Source organism: Agarivorans sp. DSG3-1 (assembly GCF_046774965.1).
Taxonomy (GTDB): Bacteria; Pseudomonadota; Gammaproteobacteria; order Enterobacterales; family Celerinatantimonadaceae; genus Agarivorans.
In genome coordinates, this window is the sequence record NZ_CP177241.1 from 4,010,970 (window position 1) to 4,030,484 (window position 19,515).

Annotated in this window: 16 protein-coding genes; 5 read left to right on the forward strand and 11 right to left on the reverse strand. The window is 44.3% G+C overall.

Going from position 1 to position 19,515, the window contains the following annotated elements:
- Nucleotides 1-4: 4 nt before the first annotated feature.
- Nucleotides 5-1,528 (forward strand): inactive transglutaminase family protein, encoded by a 1,524-nt coding sequence (locus ACLD71_RS18580; protein ID WP_161985214.1) that lies wholly within the window; start codon nucleotides 5-7, stop codon nucleotides 1,526-1,528.
- On the forward strand, nucleotides 1,528-2,484 hold the full coding sequence (locus ACLD71_RS18585; RefSeq protein ID WP_411991614.1) for an alpha-L-glutamate ligase-like protein: 957 nt from the start codon (nucleotides 1,528-1,530) through the stop codon (nucleotides 2,482-2,484). Before ACLD71_RS18580 ends, ACLD71_RS18585 begins: the two co-directional genes overlap by 1 nt.
- 76 nt (nucleotides 2,485-2,560) lie before the next feature.
- On the opposite strand, the gene purF is transcribed toward ACLD71_RS18585, so the two are convergent.
- The 10 genes from purF to fabB all read right to left on the reverse strand — a co-directional run bounded on the left by purF (nucleotide 2,561) and on the right by fabB (nucleotide 14,464).
- Complete coding sequence (gene purF, locus ACLD71_RS18590) at nucleotides 2,561-4,084, reverse strand: amidophosphoribosyltransferase (protein WP_137675201.1); 1,524 nt, start codon at nucleotides 4,082-4,084, stop codon at nucleotides 2,561-2,563.
- 14 nt (nucleotides 4,085-4,098) lie between these two features.
- A complete protein-coding gene (locus tag ACLD71_RS18595) occupies nucleotides 4,099-4,590 on the reverse strand; it encodes a CvpA family protein (protein WP_137675200.1) in 492 nt (163 codons plus the stop codon).
- A 77-nt stretch (nucleotides 4,591-4,667) separates the two neighbouring features.
- Nucleotides 4,668-5,204, reverse strand: a complete 537-nt coding sequence (locus ACLD71_RS18600) for an SPOR domain-containing protein (RefSeq protein WP_411991615.1) — start codon at nucleotides 5,202-5,204, stop codon at nucleotides 4,668-4,670.
- Nucleotides 5,205-5,217: 13 nt separating this feature from the next.
- On the reverse strand, nucleotides 5,218-6,480 hold the full coding sequence (gene folC / locus ACLD71_RS18605) for a bifunctional tetrahydrofolate synthase/dihydrofolate synthase (protein ID WP_411991616.1): 1,263 nt from the start codon (nucleotides 6,478-6,480) through the stop codon (nucleotides 5,218-5,220).
- A gap of 1 nt (nucleotide 6,481) precedes the next feature.
- On the reverse strand, nucleotides 6,482-7,414 hold the full coding sequence (gene accD, locus ACLD71_RS18610; protein ID WP_411991617.1) for an acetyl-CoA carboxylase, carboxyltransferase subunit beta: 933 nt from the start codon (nucleotides 7,412-7,414) through the stop codon (nucleotides 6,482-6,484).
- A 134-nt stretch (nucleotides 7,415-7,548) separates the two neighbouring features.
- Entirely contained in the window at nucleotides 7,549-8,337 is a 789-nt protein-coding gene (gene truA / locus ACLD71_RS18615; protein ID WP_411991618.1) for a tRNA pseudouridine(38-40) synthase TruA, read from the reverse strand.
- Nucleotides 8,338-8,488: 151 nt separating this feature from the next.
- Complete coding sequence (locus ACLD71_RS18620) at nucleotides 8,489-10,795, reverse strand: FimV/HubP family polar landmark protein (RefSeq protein WP_411991619.1); 2,307 nt, start codon at nucleotides 10,793-10,795, stop codon at nucleotides 8,489-8,491.
- Nucleotides 10,796-10,981: 186 nt separating this feature from the next.
- On the reverse strand, nucleotides 10,982-12,010 hold the full coding sequence (locus ACLD71_RS18625) for an Asd/ArgC dimerization domain-containing protein (protein WP_411991620.1): 1,029 nt from the start codon (nucleotides 12,008-12,010) through the stop codon (nucleotides 10,982-10,984).
- 11 nt (nucleotides 12,011-12,021) lie between these two features.
- Nucleotides 12,022-13,134: a 4-phosphoerythronate dehydrogenase gene (locus ACLD71_RS18630; protein WP_411991621.1), complete on the reverse strand. Its 1,113-nt coding sequence runs from the start codon at nucleotides 13,132-13,134 to the stop codon at nucleotides 12,022-12,024.
- Between the two features lie 112 nt (nucleotides 13,135-13,246).
- Nucleotides 13,247-14,464: a beta-ketoacyl-ACP synthase I gene (fabB, locus tag ACLD71_RS18635; protein ID WP_303512674.1), complete on the reverse strand. Its 1,218-nt coding sequence runs from the start codon at nucleotides 14,462-14,464 to the stop codon at nucleotides 13,247-13,249.
- A gap of 132 nt (nucleotides 14,465-14,596) precedes the next feature.
- Between fabB and mnmC the strand changes: the two genes are divergently transcribed.
- Complete coding sequence (gene mnmC / locus ACLD71_RS18640; RefSeq protein ID WP_411991622.1) at nucleotides 14,597-16,606, forward strand: bifunctional tRNA (5-methylaminomethyl-2-thiouridine)(34)-methyltransferase MnmD/FAD-dependent 5-carboxymethylaminomethyl-2-thiouridine(34) oxidoreductase MnmC; 2,010 nt, start codon at nucleotides 14,597-14,599, stop codon at nucleotides 16,604-16,606.
- Here mnmC and ACLD71_RS18645 read toward each other — a convergent pair.
- A complete protein-coding gene (locus ACLD71_RS18645) occupies nucleotides 16,592-17,164 on the reverse strand; it encodes a DUF922 domain-containing protein (RefSeq protein ID WP_137675190.1) in 573 nt (190 codons plus the stop codon). The genes mnmC and ACLD71_RS18645 overlap by 15 nt on opposite strands.
- Nucleotides 17,165-17,451: 287 nt before the next feature.
- Here ACLD71_RS18645 and ACLD71_RS18650 point away from each other — a divergent pair, with 287 nt between their 5' ends.
- Together ACLD71_RS18650 and ACLD71_RS18655 are read left to right on the forward strand one after the other, a co-directional pair.
- Nucleotides 17,452-18,513, forward strand: coding sequence for a response regulator (locus ACLD71_RS18650; RefSeq protein ID WP_411991623.1), 1,062 nt, complete (start codon nucleotides 17,452-17,454; stop codon nucleotides 18,511-18,513).
- Nucleotides 18,494-19,462 (forward strand): diguanylate cyclase, encoded by a 969-nt coding sequence (locus ACLD71_RS18655; RefSeq protein WP_411991624.1) that lies wholly within the window; start codon nucleotides 18,494-18,496, stop codon nucleotides 19,460-19,462. The genes ACLD71_RS18650 and ACLD71_RS18655 overlap by 20 nt, the downstream gene beginning before the upstream one ends.
- The last annotated feature ends 53 nt before the right edge of the window (nucleotides 19,463-19,515 follow it).

Genomic DNA, 19,515 nt, shown 5'->3' on the forward strand with positions numbered 1-19,515 from the left:
GCCCATGAGTTCTCGCAGTATATTTTATTTCATCGTAACACTTTGCATGCTGATAGGAATAAGCATGACAATGTATCGCCACGTTCAATTTGAGGTGCCTTGGTTCCCTGGCGAAAAGCGCCAGATATGGTCCATTGAAGCCAAAGTTGAATTTGATGCTAACGGCGAAAGTGTAGAAACCGTACTTGCTTTGCCAATGACTCAACAGGGTTACACCCGTATTCATGAGTCGACCGCCTCGCTAGCCTATGGCTTATCTTTCGTTAACGATCAAGATAACCCACGTGCAATATGGACCAAGCGAGAAGCCGAAGGCCATCAGGAGATGTACTATAAAGTAGATTTTTTGGTAGATCCTAAAGCAGCCGACATTTACCAGCCTCAAATGCCCGATACACCATTTGTTGAATACCCAGAACCTTATTTCACTGCTGCGAATCACTTAGCAAAACAAGCCGAAGGCTTATCTGCCGATGCATATAGCTTCACTCGTGAACTAATTAAAGCCTTAACGGGTGATACTGCAACAACCAACCAAAACACCGGGTTAATTTTAGATTACAAACCTAAAAACCGATTGGTGGTAGATCTACTCAACAATGCAGATGTACCGGCTCGAATTGTTAAAGGTTTGCAGCTAGAAGATGGTCGACGTCGTCAAAACATTACTGAATATATTCAAGTATTTAAAGACGAGAACGATTGGCAAATTTTCGACTTGAAAACGGGTATCCAAGGCCGACCTGAGAATACGCTTCTTTGGGAATACAATGGCAACAGCATGTTGGAAGTTGTTGGTGGTAAAGACTCTAAAGTGAGCTTCTCTATGCTACTGGTTGAGCAGAGTGCCCAATCGGCAGTCGCACCCAAAATTAGCGAAGCTGACTTTCTAAACTTCTCCATTGATAGCCTACCGCTTGAAGAGCAAGCCTTGTTTAAAGGCATTTTACTGATCCCTATCGGGGTGCTGATTGTGGTGTTGCTTCGCGTATTGGTGGGATTAAAAACCTCTGGTACCTTTATGCCAGTGCTTATTGCTATGGCGTTTATGCAAACCTCATTAATGACCGGCTTAATTGGTTTCATTATTGTAGTGGGCACTGGTTTAGTGATTCGAGGCTACCTATCCCACCTCAATTTGCTGCTGGTCTCGCGAATATCGGCAGTAATTATCACCGTGATTGGCATCATCTCAATCTTTAGTGTCATGAGCTTTAAAGTAGGACTCACCGAAGGTTTAAAAATCACCTTCTTCCCGATGATTATTCTTTCTTGGACCATTGAACGTATGTCAGTGTTATGGGAAGAAGAAGGCCCTAAAGAAGTGGTATTACAAGGTGGCGGTAGCTTACTGGTTGCTGTATTGGCCTTCTTAGCGATGAACAACGAATACGTTCGTCACTTAACCTTCAACTTTATGGGTGTTCAGTTCATTGTGTTGGGCATTATTTTGATTTTGGGTAACTACACGGGTTACCGCTTACTAGAACTTCGTCGCTTTCAACCATTAGCGAATAAGGAGGACTGATGTTTAATCAATTCACCAGTCCTTTTAAGCTGGCCCGCAAGGGCATCATGGGGATGAACCAGCGCAATACCGGCTACATTAGCCGGTACAACCCGCGTAAACTCTACCCTTTGGTGGATAACAAACTTAAAACCAAAATTATTGCCCAGCGCGATAATGTCACTATTCCAGCCTTAATTGGTGTGGTGCGCACTCAGCACGATATTCAATCTATTATTCCGTTGCTACAAAAGCACTCCGGTTTTGTTATCAAACCGGCTAAAGGCTCTGGTGGTAAAGGCATTTTAGTTATTACTAAACAAGAGTCAGGGGTGTTTTTTAAACCTAGCGGCGCCCCTACTCATGAAGAAGACGTAAAACGCCATTGCTCTAATATATTGGCAGGTTTGTTTTCTTTAGGTGGTAGCCCTGATGTAGCGGTTATTGAAGCCTTAATAGAATTTGATGCCTGCTTTGAAGGTTTTAGTTTTGAAGGCGTACCTGATGTACGAGTAATCGTATTCCAAGGCTATCCAGTAATGGCGATGATGCGCCTGTCTACTGCCGCTTCAGACGGTAAAGCTAACCTCCACCAAGGGGCCGTGGGAGTTGGCATAGACATTGGTACCGGGCAAGCTTTACATGCTGTACAATTTGACCGACCGATAGAAAAACACCCTGATACAGATCGCCCGCTTAAAGAGTTAGTTGTGCCTCATTGGCAGCGTTTGTTAGAATTGGCGTCGAGTTGCTACGAGATGTCTGGAATGGGCTATTTGGGCACAGACATGGTGCTAGATAAATCTAACGGCCCTATGCTGCTAGAGCTAAATGCTCGACCGGGATTAGCCATTCAAATTGCTAATGGCGAAGGTATATTGCCACGCCTAAAGTTGGTAGAACAGCAAATCAGCGAAGGTATTGCCCGCACAGCAGATGAAAGGGTCGAATTTAGTAAGAAAGAATTTTCTCGCTAAACGTCAGTAGATTCTAATTATCAAAAAAGCACCTCAAGGGGTGCTTTTTTATCATCCAAACAGCAACCCGTTCGAGTTAACTGTCTTCGTTATGCAACTCTAAACTCGCCACTTCTTCTTGAGCCTGTATCGCTTGAGCATCATTATTGCGCAGCTGGTCTAAGTAATCCAAGTAATCTTGGTCAATGTCGTTTGTTACGTATTTGCCATTGAATACCGAGGTTTCGAAGGTTTGGATTTCAGGGTTACTTTGACGACAAGCCTCAATCAAATCATCCAAATCTTGGAAGATCAAACCATCAGCGCCAATTAGCTGACAAATCTCATCTACTTCACGACCATGAGCCACTAACTCGTTTGCCGATGGCATATCAATACCATAAACATTAGGGAAACGAATCTCTGGTGAAGCAGAAGCAAAATAGACTTTGTTTGCACCAGAATCACGGGCCATTTCAATAATCTGCTCAGAAGTAGTACCACGTACGATGGAGTCATCAACCAGCAATACATTTTTGCCTCTGAACTCTACGTCAATAGCATTAAGCTTGCGGCGCACTGACTTACGGCGCTGGGTTTGCCCTGGCATAATGAACGTACGGCCAATATAACGGTTTTTAACAAAACCTTGGCGATAGGGTAAATCTAAGTGCATAGCAATTTGCAATGCTGTGTCACATGATGTTTCTGGAATTGGAATCACTACATCGATATCTAGATCGTCCCATTCGCGCGAAATTTTCTCACCAAGCTTGGTACCCATATTAACTCGCGCACCATATACCGAGATTTTATCGATAATAGAATCTGGACGAGCAAAATACACATATTCAAAAATACATGGGTTATGAGCAGGATTCTCAGCACATTGTTGAGTGAAAAGCTGGCCATCTTCAGTAATGTAAACAGCTTCGCCTGGGGCAACGCTGCGTACAAACTCAAAACCAACAGCATCTAAAGCAACACTCTCAGAAGCAACCATGTACTCCATTTTAGAGGCGTCGTCGTCGCTCACTTTCTTGCCTAATACCAAGGGACGAATACCGTTAGGGTCACGAAATGCCACTAAACCTTGGCCAATGATCAAGGCTGCCACAGCATAAGCACCGCGAACTTTCTTGTGCACCTCAGAGATGGCAGTAAATACTTGTTTCTCGCAAAGCTCATCTTGTACGATAAGGTCTAACTCGTGCGCTAATACATTAAGCAACACTTCAGAATCCGAAGTGGTGTTAATGTGGCGACGAGCGCGTTTAGCCATTTGCTCACGCAACTCTTTTGCATTGGTTAAGTTACCGTTATGCGCTAGTGCTAAACCAAATGGAGAGTTTACGTAGAAAGGCTGTGCCTCGGCAGCGCTAGAGCTACCGGCAGTTGGATAACGCACATGGCCAATACCTAAGTTGCCACGTAAACGCTGCATGTGTTTTACTTCAAACACATCTCTTACCAATCCGTTGGCTTTGCGTTGTTTAAACATGCCTTCGGTAATAGTAACGATACCCGCGGCGTCTTGACCACGATGCTGTATAACAGTTAGCGCATCATAAATCGCCTGGTTAACGGGACTAGCACCGACAATGCCGACAATACCACACATGAAGCTTTTCCTTATTAAGATTGGTAGTTATCTAAAAAACTAGAAGAATCTTTTAAAAACTCAAAAAACCACTGAACAATCACGGTGAACTCGGGGATCAATAATGAGCCCTTCCACCACGAAGATTCCGGAAATCCAGTAAACGACAATACAAATAGCATAGCGCTTACCACTAAAGCCCCTCGAATTGCACCAAAGCAAATACCCAATACCCTATCGGTACCAGTAAGGCCGGTGGAATTAACCAGGTGACTAAACAAATAGTTGACTAAAGCGCCGAGCACTAAGGTGGCGACAAACAGCAGAACAATGGCTACGCCACTGCGATAATAGGGGTTTTCGATAAGAGTAAAATAACTAGATAGGTCGTGATAGAACTGACTGGCGATGAAAAAAGCCGCTACCCAAGAGACCAGCGACAGGGCCTCTTTAACGAAGCCGCGAACCAAGCTAATTAATGCTGACAATACTATTACGCCAATAATGACGTAGTCTACCCAAGCCATAAATTTTTCTACTTGTTGAAAAACGCTGCGAATTCTACCAGAAACAAATATAAATTGCGTCTATGTATTTTTTCATACTACTTAAATAAAGGGTCGAACTGGCGAATCGCGCCGCTCAAACCGGTTAACTCTTTGAGTTTTTCTTGCTGCTGCTCTAGCGTTTTTTTAGACACATTAGGTCCTACAAATACCCTATTTAACTCTCCTTCTACCGCTGGCTCTGGGAAAGAGTGGGCTTGAAAGCCTGCAGCTCGCAGTTTGGCTACAAGGCGGGTAACATTATTGGCGTTTTTAAAGGTGCCTAGCTGCACTACGTAAGCGGGTTTATCAAATTCCACAGCTTGCTTTGTTGGTGCAGGCTCTGAAGGAGTAGTAACTTCTTTGGGAATCTCATCATCACCAGCATCAAGGTCAGCAACATCTACTGCTTCTTGATCAGTAGGCAGCTCTAGAAGTAAGGGAGGCAAAGAATCAACCTTAGGCGCAAACGGAATAGAGTTGAACTCTTCTTCTACTCGCGTTTTTTTACCATCGAGAATGTCGGGAATGATAATCACACCTAAAGCGACCAAAATAATGGTGCCCACTAGGCGGTTTTTAAACTGTGCAGTCAATGTTGAGTCTCTGCTACTGATGAGATGCTGACAATTCTAATGTCTCTGCAACTGTAAAAAAAGAACCAAAGACAATTAACATCGAGTCATCGTCTAAACTGTTATGTGCGCTTGTATATGCTTCTGCTAATGTTGGGTATTTATTTACCCTCTTTGCAACAGATAAGCTATGAGCGAGCGCGCTGCCATCATTGCCGCGAGGACCGCTCAAACCGCAAATATGCCAAACATCTACCAAGGCTAAAAGAGGTTGTACCGTTGATGCCATATCTTTATCTCCTAACATGGCACATAGAGCGATAATTTTTCGCCCTTGGGCTAACTCGGGAAGCTGCGATGCTAAATACTCAGCAGATTGTGGATTGTGGGCAACATCGGCAATGACTAGCGGTTGCTGCGACAGTGTTTGCAAACGTCCAGCCAGCTGCCAATTGCTAATAGCATCGGCCAATAAGCTAGGCTCAGGGCTAAGTTCAAGCTGCTCTAACACAGCAATAGCAGTTGCAGCATTCGATAAAGGTAATCGGGGGTATGGCAGTGCGGAATACACCAAACGTTGACCTTCAAAACTCCAAGTGTTTTGTGAACGTAATATAGAGTATTCATGTCCCGCGGCAAGTTGTTGGCAATTAAGCCGCTTAGAGCATTCCAACACGCTACCTACGATAGCGGGGTCACCAATGACTGCTTTACCATTGCTGCGAAAAATGCCCGCTTTTTCACGGCCTATTTGCTGAATATCACTGCCTAACCAATCAACATGATCAACAGCAACGGTCGTCACAACGCTAACATCAGGCTCTACAATATTGGTGGCGTCTAACCTTCCACCCAAGCCCACTTCTAGAATGACATAATCTAAAGAGCGTTGAGCAAACAACCAAATGGCTGCTAAAGTGCCAAATTCAAAATAACTTAAACTGGTTTCAGCACGCAGTTCTTCGATAGCTGCAAAAGAATCACAAAAATCACTAGCTGGGGGGAGTTCACCATTAATTCTTACACGTTCGCGATAATCTAGAATATGTGGTGAACTATACACGCCCACATTATAGCCCAGAGCTAACAAAATTTGCTCAAGCAAGGCACAAGTAGAGCCTTTGCCATTGGTACCGGCCACGGTAATAACGTTCGCATTTAGCTGGGTAAGCTGACCGGTTTGCGCCACTTTAGCGACTCGCTCTAGTCCTAGATCTATCGCGCTATGGTGCTGGTTTTCTAAATAACAAAGCCAGTCTGCAAGAGACCGGCTTTGAGAAGGTTTGACAGTTGCCATGCTAGTCTTTGTCGTTAGCCGAAATGGCAGCCCCTAAGTCTTCATCCGAATCCACAGGTTCAACCACAACTTCTACTTCCGTTGTAACAATGCCCATCATCTTAGACGCCATGCCAGCAATACGGTCACGCATGTTGCGGCGGTCAATAATAATGTCGATGGCACCTTTTTCGAGCAGGAATTCGCTACGCTGGAAACCTTCAGGCAACTTTTCACGTACTGTTTGCTCAATAACGCGCGGACCAGCAAAACCAATCAAGGCTTTAGGCTCAGCAATGTTCACATCACCGAGCATAGCGAAACTGGCCGATACACCGCCCATGGTAGGGTCAGTTAATACAGAAAAATAAGGCAAGCCTTGCTCACGCATTTTAGCAAGTGCTGCAGAAGTCTTAGCCATTTGCATTAGCGAGAATAAGGCTTCTTGCATACGCGCACCGCCACTGGCAGAGAAACAAATCAAGGCACGCTTTTCCGCTAAACATTTTTCAACGGCAGCAACAAAACGAGCACCAACAACCGAGCCCATAGAACCGCCCATGAAGGCAAATTCAAAGGCACAAGCTACCACAGGTAAACCCTTTAGCTCGCCTTTCATTACGATTAACGCATCTTTTTCACCAGTGTTACGCTGCGCACTAGCAATGCGGTCTTTATATTTTTTGCTGTCTTTAAATTTGAGTTTGTCGCGCGGTTCTAAATCTGCCGCTAGCTCTTCGCGACCATCTTGGTCTAAGAAGGCTTCTAAGCGATCACGAGCGGCAATACGCATGTGATGATCACACTTAGGGCAAACATTATGGTTACGTTCTACCTCTGCGCGGTACAGGGTTTGCTCACATGAAGCACACTTAGTCCACACACCTTCTGGAATATTACGTCGCTTACCAGAAGCACTTTTACTTTTCGGAAGAATTTTCTCTAACCAACTCATCGGGAACCTTACTTCTCAATAGGCGGTAAATCCGCCTTGATAACAGAATGCATTGAATGGCCGCAATTAAACCACAATTAGCCTCAATGTTTTAGATAAAACTGGTCTAACCCTTCATTATCGTACAGTTTTTTTTAACTTGCCGGCAAAAATAAAGGGCCAATTGGCGACTGCGGTATTTCAAATTCACTAGGGTAGTCTACCTGCACCATATACAACCCCCCCGCTTTCGCAGTTGCTGCCGCTTTCGCGCGATCTTTTACCGCCAATAATTCGGCAATCCATTCAACTGGACGCTCTTTTTGTCCAACTTTAAGCAAACTACCCACAATATTACGTACCATATGGTGAAGAAAAGCATTTGCTTTTACGTCAACCACAACATAATCATTGTATCGAGTCACGGTTAAGTGCTCGATTTTGCGTACAGGGCTTTTACTTTGGCAATGTAGCGCGCGAAAAGAAGTAAAGTCCTGTTCGCCAACGAACGATTGCCCTGCTTGCTCCATCAACGATATGTCTAATTCTTGATGATAAAAACTTAAGCCTTGCGCCAGAATAGCCGGCCTAAATCCGCCATTATAAATAATGTAACGATAACGACGGGCGGTAGCGCTAAATCTAGCGTGAAACTCATCACTCACTGGTTTAGCCCAACGTACTGCAATGTTATTAGACATATTGGCATTTACGCCCAGTGTCCAAGCGGCCATTTTACGCTCAACCGGCGAATCAAAGTGCACCACTTGCCCCGTAGCATGAACACCGGCATCGGTTCTGCCAGCGCATTGCACTTGAATAGGGCTATTTGCCACAATAGACAAGCTAGCTTCTAGCTCTTGTTGAATAGACTGAACTTCTCGTTGACGTTGCCAACCAAAATAACCGGCACCATCATATTCGATGCCTAAGGCGATGCGCATAAACTACCATAGATAATTATAATAACGGCGTATGATAAAAAAAGCTGACCTGCTTGTCACCGCCTAATCAAAGCCAGTCTCATTTTATTCAAGCAAACAAAAAGGCAGTGACTCTCGTCACTGCCTTTTAAGCTTAAATACACTGCGTGGGTTAGCTAAAACGCGCTAACAACTCCTCAGCCTCTTGTTTCAAGCTTTGGTCATCACTCACCATCACTTCTTGGAGAACTTTTTTAGCGCCATCTTGGTCGTCTATCTCCAAGTAAGCACGGGCTAAATCAAGTTTTGATGCAAGTTCAGCGTTAATGTCTACATCTACCGGCTTATCTTGCGGCAATACATCAGGGAACGAATCCAACTCTACATCTAAGCTTGGGCTGTCATAAGGATCGGCTTCATCATTAGAGTCTTCATCGGCATCGTTGAGTAACATATCAATGTCAACAAACTCACGTTCTTCAATATCGCTGCGCGAAGGTAAATCTTCAGCATCACTTGGTTCTGCATTTTCGTTAAACGCTTCAGACCCAAAGCTAGCAAACATATTATCGATGTCATCATCTGAGACTTCATCTTCCTGCTCATCTGAATCAGTACTTTCTGCAGGTTCATTAACTTCAACAATCGGTTCCAATTCAAGTTCAGGCAGCTCAGCATCAAGCTTATCTGCTTCGGCACTTAACGCCGCTAACTCGTCTATTTCTGGTTCTGCATCATCAACTAAAGCGGGGTCTTCGAGATCTAAATCGCCGAGGTCAACTAAGTCATCATCAAGATTAAAACCATCTAACTCAGAGTCTGTTTCAGGCTCTTCAGCGGCTAATTCAGGCTCTTCTAACTCACTTAACGCTTCTAGTTCTGCGGTCGCTTCATCTATATCCGCGACACTTTCATCTAAAGCAGTAAGCTCCTCTTCAACCACAACATCGGGTTCTTCGCTTAAATCAGCAATCGGGTCTTCATCTAAATCACCCGACAAATCAATATTGTCTAAATCAAGTTTTTCCTTCTCGCTAACCTCTGAAAGCTCAGCTTCCATTTCTTGCTGCTGTTTTAATGCATCCTCGAAAGATAACTCTGCGGCCTGGTCAAGCTGCTCGGCGTCGTTAACGTCAAACAAATCTTGATCATCTTCCATACTAAGCGCAGCAGCTAAATCGTCTGCACTAATGATGGCGTCAGGATCTTCTTGAGCAGGCTCGTCTTCTTCAATAGAAGGCACTAAGTCATCAGATTCAAAAGCGTCTAAGGCCGCCATTTCACTATCATCTAGCGAGATTTCACTTGCTTGTTCTTCTTGGGCTGCAGCAAAGTCTTCGAAGCTAGCTTCTTCAATCTCCGGTTCTAAGTCATCAATATCATCTTCAAATACTTCAGGCTCAGGAGCAATGTCATCAACACTTAAATCTGGTTCGTCTTCAAAGTCGCTGTTTAAGTCCGGCGCTTGCTCATCTTCTGGATCTAAATTGTCACTAAAGAGCTGAGAAAACTCATCGTTTTCATCATCCATTAAGCTGACGGTTGATTCAGCCATTTCTTTATCTTGTTCTTCCAGCTCACGTTTAGCTTTGCGTCTGAATAACAAGGTAATCACTAAAGCAATTAACAAAATAGGAATGAAAATCGCTAAGCCAATGTTAAGCGGTGAAGAGAAAAAGTCTGACGCTCCGTCTTTTTCCATCTCAATGGCTTCCACTTTAGGTTTCTCAAGCAGTTGCAAAATCTGAGTTTGGTTACGGCGGTTTTCATTTAGTTCTTCACGAATACTGGCGAGTTCATCACTGAGTTCTTGAATACGCATTTTCATGCGGTGATTAACTTCGGCCAAGCCAACCATTTGCTGGCTAGACTCATCCATTTGCTCTTTTAGAACATCAAACTCTTGGCGCTTAAGCTGCTCAAGTTCGTCAATCCGCGTTTCTAATCGATCGCGTAGAGAGTCTAGATCTTGCTGAGTTTTCTCTAAGGCTTCTGAATTTAGCGCTGCTCGTGCTGGCGTAGCTGGCTTTGGCGTAAGTACTTTTGTGGTGGTAGTTGTTGTGGTTGCCGCAGCAGGTTGAGCAACCGTTGCGGTAACTGTCTTTTTAGGCGCTAAGGCTCTAACCGCTGTTTGGTGATTTATGGCTTGAGCTTCTTGAGTGGTAGGTAAGGTCAAGAAACTGCCATTAATAATCGAGTTGATATTCCCGTTATTAAAAGCTTGAGGATTCTTCTCTAAGATAGCGAACATCATTTGATAGACGCTAATAGAGCGGGATGGTCGATTTAAACTAGCAATGGCCCACAGCGTATCGTTACTGCGAACGGGTCCATAAACTTGTTGCTCTGGTTCACCAACTACTTCATCTGGCCCTACTAACTCTACATAAAATGTTCCGCTGTCTTGAGCTACGGCCGGATTGAAAGTTGTGAACGATAAAACAGCCGACAATGCAACGAGGGAAATCTTCCGCCCCATAGTTTTTCCTTGTGTTCTTCCTTTAGACTGAATAGCTTCAATCCATTGTTATTGTTTTAATATAACCAGCTAACAATCAGCGATCTAGCTAAACAGGCAACAGTTTACACATAGATCGCATTTTACTGCGCTTTTCCTCAACTAGAGTTATCGGCGCATAGGTAATAATCTAAACCGCTAATTGGCTTAAATGTATTGTTTTATTAACGTTTCTGCGATTTGAGCCGCGTTTGCTACCACTCCAGATAGAGGATTGTTAGCCATTAAGCTTAGGTTTACACCGCTTTCCGTATTCGGGTTTTGGCGTAAACGACTCAATACAACAGTATCGTTGTTGGCGATATTGCTCACGGGTGTCACGACTTCGTCTTCAACAAGTTCGAAGGCGTCATGCTGACCCAACCATTCTTTTATACTCAGTAGATCTAATGAGTAAGTTCCATAAAGATGCAGCGCTAAGCTGTCACCATAAAAAACAGGCACATGCTGAGCACTCACATTTAAGTTAAGTTCAGGCGTTTGTAACAACGCTTTGCATTGCTCGTTTAAATCAGCTTCAAACTTACTGACACCATTTAGTCCTTCGCCAGCTTCTTCTGGCAATACATTAAAGGCCAGTTGCTGACTAAATAGCTTTGGCTCTACCGGCAAACCATTTAGCAAACGTGCCGTTTGACCTGCCAGTTCATCCACACCTGGTTTGCCTTTATTGGCTGCACTAAGCATGGCGGTAACTTCGACCCGCTCTAATTCTACATCTTGTTGAATAATATGCAGTAATAAAGATAACTGACCTGCCAAGCTGAACGGACAATTTAACCAACGTTCGGTTAAACCTTCGGCAATTTGCTCTGGGTTGATGGCAGCGTGTACCCAGCTTAAGGCATCAACATTCGCGTTTACCATGTCAATAATCACACAACCTAACTGGCGAGCTTGCTCAGCGATGTCTAATGCACTTTCATCAGTAGACAGTAACCAAGCGACACTAATCTCAGACCAGTTGAGCATGTCTACTTCCGCAGCATCAAGAGTTTCGCCCTGCCACTTTAAGCTTCCCTCTTGCTCTTCATCGCTGTCTTCATCAGCTTGAGCGTTAATATTCACTGGGAATATTTGTGCGGCAGGAAACTCGCGCTGCTCAAGCAAGGTTAACAATTGTTGGCTTTGCTCGCTCTCTGCGCCAATGATTGCCACATTATGAAACTGTTGCATTGTGTATTCTCTTAAAGGTTAAAACCAAGCTGGCTAAGCACTGCTTGATTATGTTGATTGAGTACCTGCAAAACCTTAAATTCACGGCGTTGCGGGTAAAATTTTCTAAGTTGGTCAAAGCCCTGTGGGGTTGAACCATGTAATCGAAATCGGCGGTCATCAGCAAAAATATCGTAAACCATCTGAGTAAGCTTGGTGAGCTGAGGTTGACTTACTTCTCCATTAAGGCTGATTTTTGAAAACTCAGCCTCGGGTAGTAAGTGCTCGCTTAAATCATTTTCTTTTAGCGCTAAGGCTTGGCACATTGCATGATAAACCATGCTGGTACCACGCATTTTCCCTTCTAGGCTATAACCTGCAATATGCGGGGTGGCGATAAAAGCATATTTTACCAAAGGCCTTAAAATAGTTGGCTCACCTTCCCATACATCTAAAATCAGCAGTGGGGCTTTCCCTTGCTCTGCTTGCTTTAGCAATGCTTGGTTATCTATTACCTCACCACGGCAGGCATTGAGTAATACTTGCTCTGGCTTTAGCTTGGCTAATACCGATGAATTGAACATATGATAACTAGGGTGTTTACCGATTTTAGTCGAAGGCACATGTAAGCTAATCACATCGGCTTGCAGTACTTGCTCAAAGCTTACCGATTCCTCACATAAACCCTGCTCGGCTAACGGCGGATCATAAAGCATTACCTGCATGCCTATAGCTGCCGCTCGCTTTGCTACTTGGCTACCGGTGTTTCCCGCACCAACAATAGCAATAGTTTTACCTGCTAGTTGTTGTTGCTGATGTTCAGCAGCGGCTAATAGGGCAGTGACTACGTATTCACCAACCGCAATAGCATTACAGCCCGGCGCACTAGCAAAGGCAATCTTCTGCTGACGCAAATAATCTTGGTCGATATGTTCGGTGCCGATGGTCGCAGTACCCACAAATTTGAGCTGATTCGCTTTTGCTAATAATTGAGGGCTTACCTTGGTGACAGAGCGCACTAACAGGGCATCTACGTTAATCAGTTGCTCAGCTTGCATGGTTCGGCCATCTACCGCTATCACATCCCCATGCTGGCTTAAGATCTCTTGAGCAAAGGGAATATTTTCGTCTACCACTATTTTCATTGATTGCGCTATCGGTAATCTGCTGACTTTTAAGGTCGGCAATCTTAACACGCGTAATAAATTCCATAAAAAAAAAGCTGCCCAAAGGCAGCTTTTTTCAAACAAAATTGACTTAGTCTTGGAAACGCTCGATTACAAGCGTGGCATTTGTGCCACCAAAACCAAAGCTATTAGACATTACACGGTTCAACTTAGCGCTTTTCGCTTCATTGGCAACAATGTTCAAGCCTTCTGCTTTTTCATCTAAATTGTTGATATTGATGCTTGGGGCTACAAAGTCGTTTTCCATCATTAATAAGGAGTAGATCGCCTCATGTACACCCGCCGCGCCTAGTGCATGGCCAGTCATCGCCTTGGTCGCACTAATTAGCGGGCTGTTGCCACCAAATACTTCTTGAATAGCGCCTAGCTCTTTTACGTCGCCTACTGGCGTAGAAGTACCGTGAGTATTCACGTAATCAATGTCACCGTTAAGGCCTTGCATAGCTTGGCGCATACAACGTACAGCGCCCTCGCCTGACGGAGCAACCATATCGTAGCCATCAGACGTTGCACCATAACCTACGATTTCACCGTAGATTTTTGCACCGCGAGCCAGAGCGTGTTCGAGTTCTTCAACCACTACCATGCCGCCGCCACCAGAAATAACAAAACCATCTCGGTCTGCATCGTAGGTACGCGAAGCGAGTTCAGGGTTGTCGTTGTATTTAGTCGACAACGCACCCATAGCGTCAAATTCCATTGCCAATGTCCAGTGAAGCTCTTCACCGCCACCTGCAAATACTACATCTTGCTTGCCTAGTTGGATTAACTCTAAAGCATGACCAATACAATGAGCACTGGTTGCACAAGCACTGCTAATAGAATAGTTAACACCCTTAATTTTAAACGGTGTGGCTAAACATGCTGAGGTAGTGCTCGACATTGTTCTTGGCACCATATACGGTCCCACACGACGAACGCCTTTAGCGCGTAAAATATCTGCGGCTTCAACTTGGTTCTTTGAAGAAGCACCACCTGAACCTACCACCAAACCGGTACGTTCGTTTGATACTAGCTCTTCTGCAAGTTTTGCATCTTCAATAGCTTGTTGCATCGAAAGGTAAGAAAATGCCGCAGCATCGCCCATGAAGCGCATTGTTTTGCGATCAACATGTTCAGCAGGGGTCATTTTTAAATCACCCCATACTTGGCTGCGTAGATTTAGCTCGGCAAATTCAGGTGAATGGGTAATTCCCGATTTACCTGCTTGTAAGGATGCTAATACTTCTTCTTTATTGTTACCGATACTAGATATAATGCCTAGCCCGGTGATAACTGCTCTTTTCATCAGATGGTCTCACGGGTTGTATTTGCTGCTATGTTACCGATTTTGCAGCCTAATCTGGTCGGATGAGAGTACACGTGTACGCTTAAATTTTCTAGTAAAACTCGAGGTTAAATTTTGTCTTCATCGGATAATGTGAATAACACCACAACCGCCACCGTTCATTGGAATCCCGAAGGTACGCCCGTAGCGACCAATTATGATGACGTTTATTTCTCCGTAGATAACGGTTTAGCTGAAACACGTTATGTATTTATTGAACAAAATCAACTCTCTGAGCGCTGGAAAAACCATAATCAAGCCAGCTACGTTATTGCCGAAACGGGCTTTGGTACTGGCTTAAACTTTTTAGCTACTTGGCAACATTACCAACAATTTTTAATCGAACACGCTGATACCGAACTAAAACGACTACATTTTATTAGCTTTGAAAAGCACCCTTTAGCACTAAAGGATCTAAGCCAAGCCCTCTCTCAGTGGACTGAGCTTATGCCTTTTAGCCAGCAACTGCTGTTACGCTATCCAAAGATTATGACGCCAGGATGTCATCGTATTGAGTTTAGCACTCCAGTGCCCATCACCTTAGATATTTGGATTGGTGATGTACACGCTAACTTGCCAGAAGTCCCGAACGTAAAAGGTGGTTTAGTACATAGCTGGTTTTTAGATGGCTTCGCACCAAGTAAAAATCCCGATATGTGGTCTCAACAGTTGTTTAATGGCATGGCCAGAATTTCGGCCGACAACGCCAGCTTGGCTACTTTTACCGCGGCAGGCTTTGTTCGCAGGGGCTTAATTGACGCCGGTTTTAACACCGTAAAAGCTAAAGGCTTCGGCCGAAAGCGCGATATGTTAGTGGGGAGCTATCAAGCTACTGCCCCGAAGTATGAGCAGCAAAGTCATTTATATTCACGACAAAGTATCAGCCGTGGCGAAGATGTAGCCATTATCGGCGCGGGTATTGCCGGCGCAAGTCTAGCTTATGCCTTGGTTAAACGCGGTGTCAAAGTCAGCCTCTACGAAAAAAATGGTGCAGCCGCATTAGAGGCGTCAGGCAACCGACAGGGTGCGGTGTATCCCTTATTAAGCCCAAACCAGCCAAACGTGAGTGACTTTTTTCAGCATGCTTTTAACTACCATAGTCAGATAATGGGGCAATTAGACCAGCAAGGTTTAACCGTAGAGCATGAATACTGTGGGTTAATTCAACTAGGCTACGATGAAAAATCACTGAAGAAAAACCACAATATTATCCAAGCAAATTATCCTAAAGAGCTGGTTTACCCGGTGTCAGCTGAGCAAGCCTCAACCATAGCAGGGGTAAACCTCGAGAGCGAAGCCTTGTATTACCCTTTAGCGGGCTGGATAAATGCCAAGCAGTGCGTGCAAACCTTGCTAGAGTCTGCCGAGCAGTCGGGTTTATTAACTATTCATTATGACCATGAACTAACTGCATTTAAGCAAGATGATAAATGCTGTGTGTTAAGTTTTGGCGACGTAAATAAAATTCACGACAACATCGCTTTTTGCCACTCTCACCGCCTACTTAACTTGCCGCAAACCGAGCAACTTCCGCTAACGCCAGTACGTGGCCAAGTAAGTCATATCAACACCAATTCGCAATTAAGTAAACTCACTACCGTATTATGCTATGAAGGTTATCTCACCCCGGCTAGCCACCATCAACACTGTATTGGAGCGAGTTATGTGCGTAACAATCTAAATGTTGAAATGGATGCCAAGGAAGCCGAAGACAACTTAGCCGCGCTGCGTAAATGTCAGCCTCAGGCTTGGAATAACGAGATGCAACTGGCTGAGTTACCAGGTCGAGCCGCCACTCGCTGTGCCGTTAGAGATCACTTTCCAATTCTAGGGCAAGTGCCCAAAATAGAGGAAATATACAGGGAGGGTTATCAACAAAACTGGCAGCAACAAACGCCACCTTATTACCAACGTTGTTTTATGGCAGTAGGTTTCGGCTCAAGAGGGATCACCAGCGCACCTTTTGCCAGCGAAATATTGGCAGCTCAGCTTTGCGGTGAACCTCTGCCACTTAAGCAATCCACTTTGAGTAGTTTACATCCACATCGCTTTTGGAATAGGCGCTTAGTGAAAAAGCGCCCATTAGAATTAAGGTATCGTTAGCCCTAAAGACTCACCATAACGGGTTTGGCGCTGGTAGGTTCGCACTTTTTGCTGAGCACTCGCCAGTGCCGCCCTGCCCTTGGCATTAATTAGCGCTTCTAGCTTATCGCATTCGGCCGCGTTTAAACCTCGCGTTTGTTGTACAAAACGATCAACGCTTTGCTCAATTAATAAGGTGATTTTTTGATGGTATTGCTGAGCAGCAGCTATATAGCTGATCCAAGATTGCTGTACCGCAAAGTCAGCTTTACTTTGACTAATCCAACGAGGCATCACTAAATCGGCACTCAACTGTAAGTCTGGCTGCAACGCTTCGCAGCGATCATTACGAATCTGTACTTTTGGCGTCCAACTAAGGTGATATTCCGCAGCAATGCTGTATCGGTTCCCCCGTTTTTTAGGGCCTTGTGCTTGTATTTGACTACGCAGCTGATTTAAGTCGTGAGCGCTAACATCATAATATTCTATTCTACTCTGCACCGAGGCAGACTGAGCGCATACCGAAAACAGTACGCAGGCAGCCACTACTCCTTGCCTGATCCATCTAGCTAGTTCCACTTTAGATCCTCTAAATCGTCCATTTCCGTTTTTTAGCAACTAAGCAAATTTTTATTCGCTTTCTAGTTTGACATTACAGCTTATCAGACTACGCGTACTATTTTGAAACTTTAACGAATAATCAATTACTTCTCGACTAAACTTATCTTTACAGCTGATAGCGAAGTGGTTTTTGTGAAACACCTCAAAGTGCCGCAAGCTTAATTGTAATTTTTATCATTTCCTGCTTAGCAAGCCAGCCATTTGGCTTCATACTGTCAGCGAACAAGGAGAGTTAATAGTAAATTATGTCGTTACCAATTCTTATTTGCGATGACTCTAACCTCGCAAGAAAACAAATGGCTCGCAGCCTCCCTCCCGGATGGGACGTAGAAATCAGCTTTGCTAAAAATGGCCAAGAGGGCGTGGACTTAATCCGCGCAGGTAAAGGGGATGTGGTATTTCTCGATCTCAATATGCCAGTGATGGATGGTTATGAAGTACTAGAAGAAGTTCAGAAGAATGATCTACCCGCGTTAATCATAGTTGTATCTGGAGACGTTCAGCCCGAAGCTTACAACCGCGTAAAACAACTTGGCGCTCTGGATTTCATTAAAAAACCCACCAATAAAGCCAAAATTGGCGAGATATTAGTGGCCTATGGCATTGTTGAGTCTCAACAACTGCTCGAACTAGAAAATGATTTAGCCGCGCTAGATAAAATGCCAGCGCCCGCTAACGATACTTTATCGCCTAAAATTGTCGATTTTCGCGACCACTATCAAGAGATTGCCAATGTGGCAATGGGTCGTGCGGCGGATTTACTGGCACGCTTACTTGATACCTTCATCGTACTACCGATCCCCAATGTTAATATTCTGGAAACCAGTGAATTGCATATGGCCTTAAGCTCGGTAGAAGAGAACGAGGAAATGTCTGCCGTCTGTCAAGGTTTTATTGGCTCAGGCATTGCCGGCGAAGCGCTATTGTTATTTCACGATTCCAGCTTTGCCGATATGTCTAAGTTGATGAAATACAAAGGTGAGATGGATGACAACGGCCAGTTAGAAGTATTAATGGACATTGCCAATATCTTAATCGGTGCATGCTTAAAAGGCGTGTCTGATCAGCTAGATGTAGGCTTTTCTCAAGGCCATCCGGTGGTGTTAGGTCAGCACTGTAATATTGCCGATTTAATTAGTAACAATACCCATCGTTGGCAAAAAACCTTAGCAATAGAAATCAACTACACTATTGAAAAGCATAACATTCAATGTGATTTGCTATTACTGATTACCGAAGATTCGTTGCCAACTCTTAATAACAAAATTTCATATTTATTTGAGCATCATGAGCCAACACCAAAATGAGATGAACGAGTTCCACTGGATGCTCGACATGATACAAACTATCGATGTCGGCTTGGTGGTGCTTGATAAAGATTACAATGTGCAGGTTTGGAACAACTTTATGGAAACCCATAGTGGTTTGCGCCCCGACCAAGCTCAGGGGAAAGAGTTGTTTACCCTGTTTCCCAACCTGCCTGAAGATTGGTTACGCCATAAAATGGACTCGGTGTTTTTTCTAAAAAACAGAGCCTTTACCACTTGGGAGCAACGCCCCCACGTATTTCCATTCAAAAACTATCGGCCAATCACTGGTACCGTTGATTTCATGTACCAGAACATCACCATTATTCCGCTAACCTCATTAACCGGCATTGTGACTCACATTAGTTTGATTATTTACGATGTGACCGATAACGCAGTGAACAAACTTGAGGCACATAAAGTAAACGAAGAGCTGAAAGTGCTCAGTCGCACCGATAAACTCACCCAGCTATATAATAGAGGCTATTGGCAAGACAGATTAGACCAAGAGTTCAATCGCTTTGTTCGCAGCACTGCGCCAAGTTCGTTAGTGATGTTTGATATCGACCACTTTAAAAATGTTAACGATACCTATGGCCACCCTGCTGGCGACAAAATTATTACCTTAGTGGGTGATACTTTACGAAAAGTGATGCGTAAAACCGATATAGCCGGCCGCTACGGCGGAGAGGAATTTGGGGTAATATTAACTGACACCGACGCTGAACACGCTAAGATATTTTGCGAGCGAATACGTTCCGCAATTGAGGATCTAAAACCGGTTGTTGGTGGCACTGAGATTCCCTTTACAGTTAGCCTTGGTATAGCAGAGCTTGACGACCAAACTGCCAGTGCTAAAGATTGGTTAGCAAATACCGACCAAGCCTTATATCAAAGCAAGCATAACGGGCGTAACCAAACTAGCTTGTTTCAACATAAGGTAGATTAAAGCCAAATCTGAGGCATAAAAAAAGCAAAGCTTAAGCTTTGCTTTTTTTCGCT

Coding starts and splice junctions, on each gene's coding strand:
- ACLD71_RS18655 (WP_411991624.1), top strand. CDS start 18,494: ATGAGCCAACACCAAAATGAGATGAACGAGTTCCACTGGATGCTCGAC.
- ACLD71_RS18630 (WP_411991621.1), bottom strand. CDS start 13,134: ATGAAAATAGTGGTAGACGAAAATATTCCCTTTGCTCAAGAGATCTTA.
- fabB (WP_303512674.1), bottom strand. CDS start 14,464: ATGAAAAGAGCAGTTATCACCGGGCTAGGCATTATATCTAGTATCGGT.
- ACLD71_RS18595 (WP_137675200.1), bottom strand. CDS start 4,590: ATGGCTTGGGTAGACTACGTCATTATTGGCGTAATAGTATTGTCAGCA.
- accD (WP_411991617.1), bottom strand. CDS start 7,414: ATGAGTTGGTTAGAGAAAATTCTTCCGAAAAGTAAAAGTGCTTCTGGT.
- folC (WP_411991616.1), bottom strand. CDS start 6,480: ATGGCAACTGTCAAACCTTCTCAAAGCCGGTCTCTTGCAGACTGGCTT.
- ACLD71_RS18620 (WP_411991619.1), bottom strand. CDS start 10,795: ATGGGGCGGAAGATTTCCCTCGTTGCATTGTCGGCTGTTTTATCGTTC.
- ACLD71_RS18585 (WP_411991614.1), top strand. CDS start 1,528: ATGTTTAATCAATTCACCAGTCCTTTTAAGCTGGCCCGCAAGGGCATC.
- ACLD71_RS18580 (WP_161985214.1), top strand. CDS start 5: ATGAGTTCTCGCAGTATATTTTATTTCATCGTAACACTTTGCATGCTG.
- ACLD71_RS18625 (WP_411991620.1), bottom strand. CDS start 12,010: ATGCAACAGTTTCATAATGTGGCAATCATTGGCGCAGAGAGCGAGCAA.
- truA (WP_411991618.1), bottom strand. CDS start 8,337: ATGCGCATCGCCTTAGGCATCGAATATGATGGTGCCGGTTATTTTGGT.
- purF (WP_137675201.1), bottom strand. CDS start 4,084: ATGTGTGGTATTGTCGGCATTGTCGGTGCTAGTCCCGTTAACCAGGCG.
- ACLD71_RS18650 (WP_411991623.1), top strand. CDS start 17,452: ATGTCGTTACCAATTCTTATTTGCGATGACTCTAACCTCGCAAGAAAA.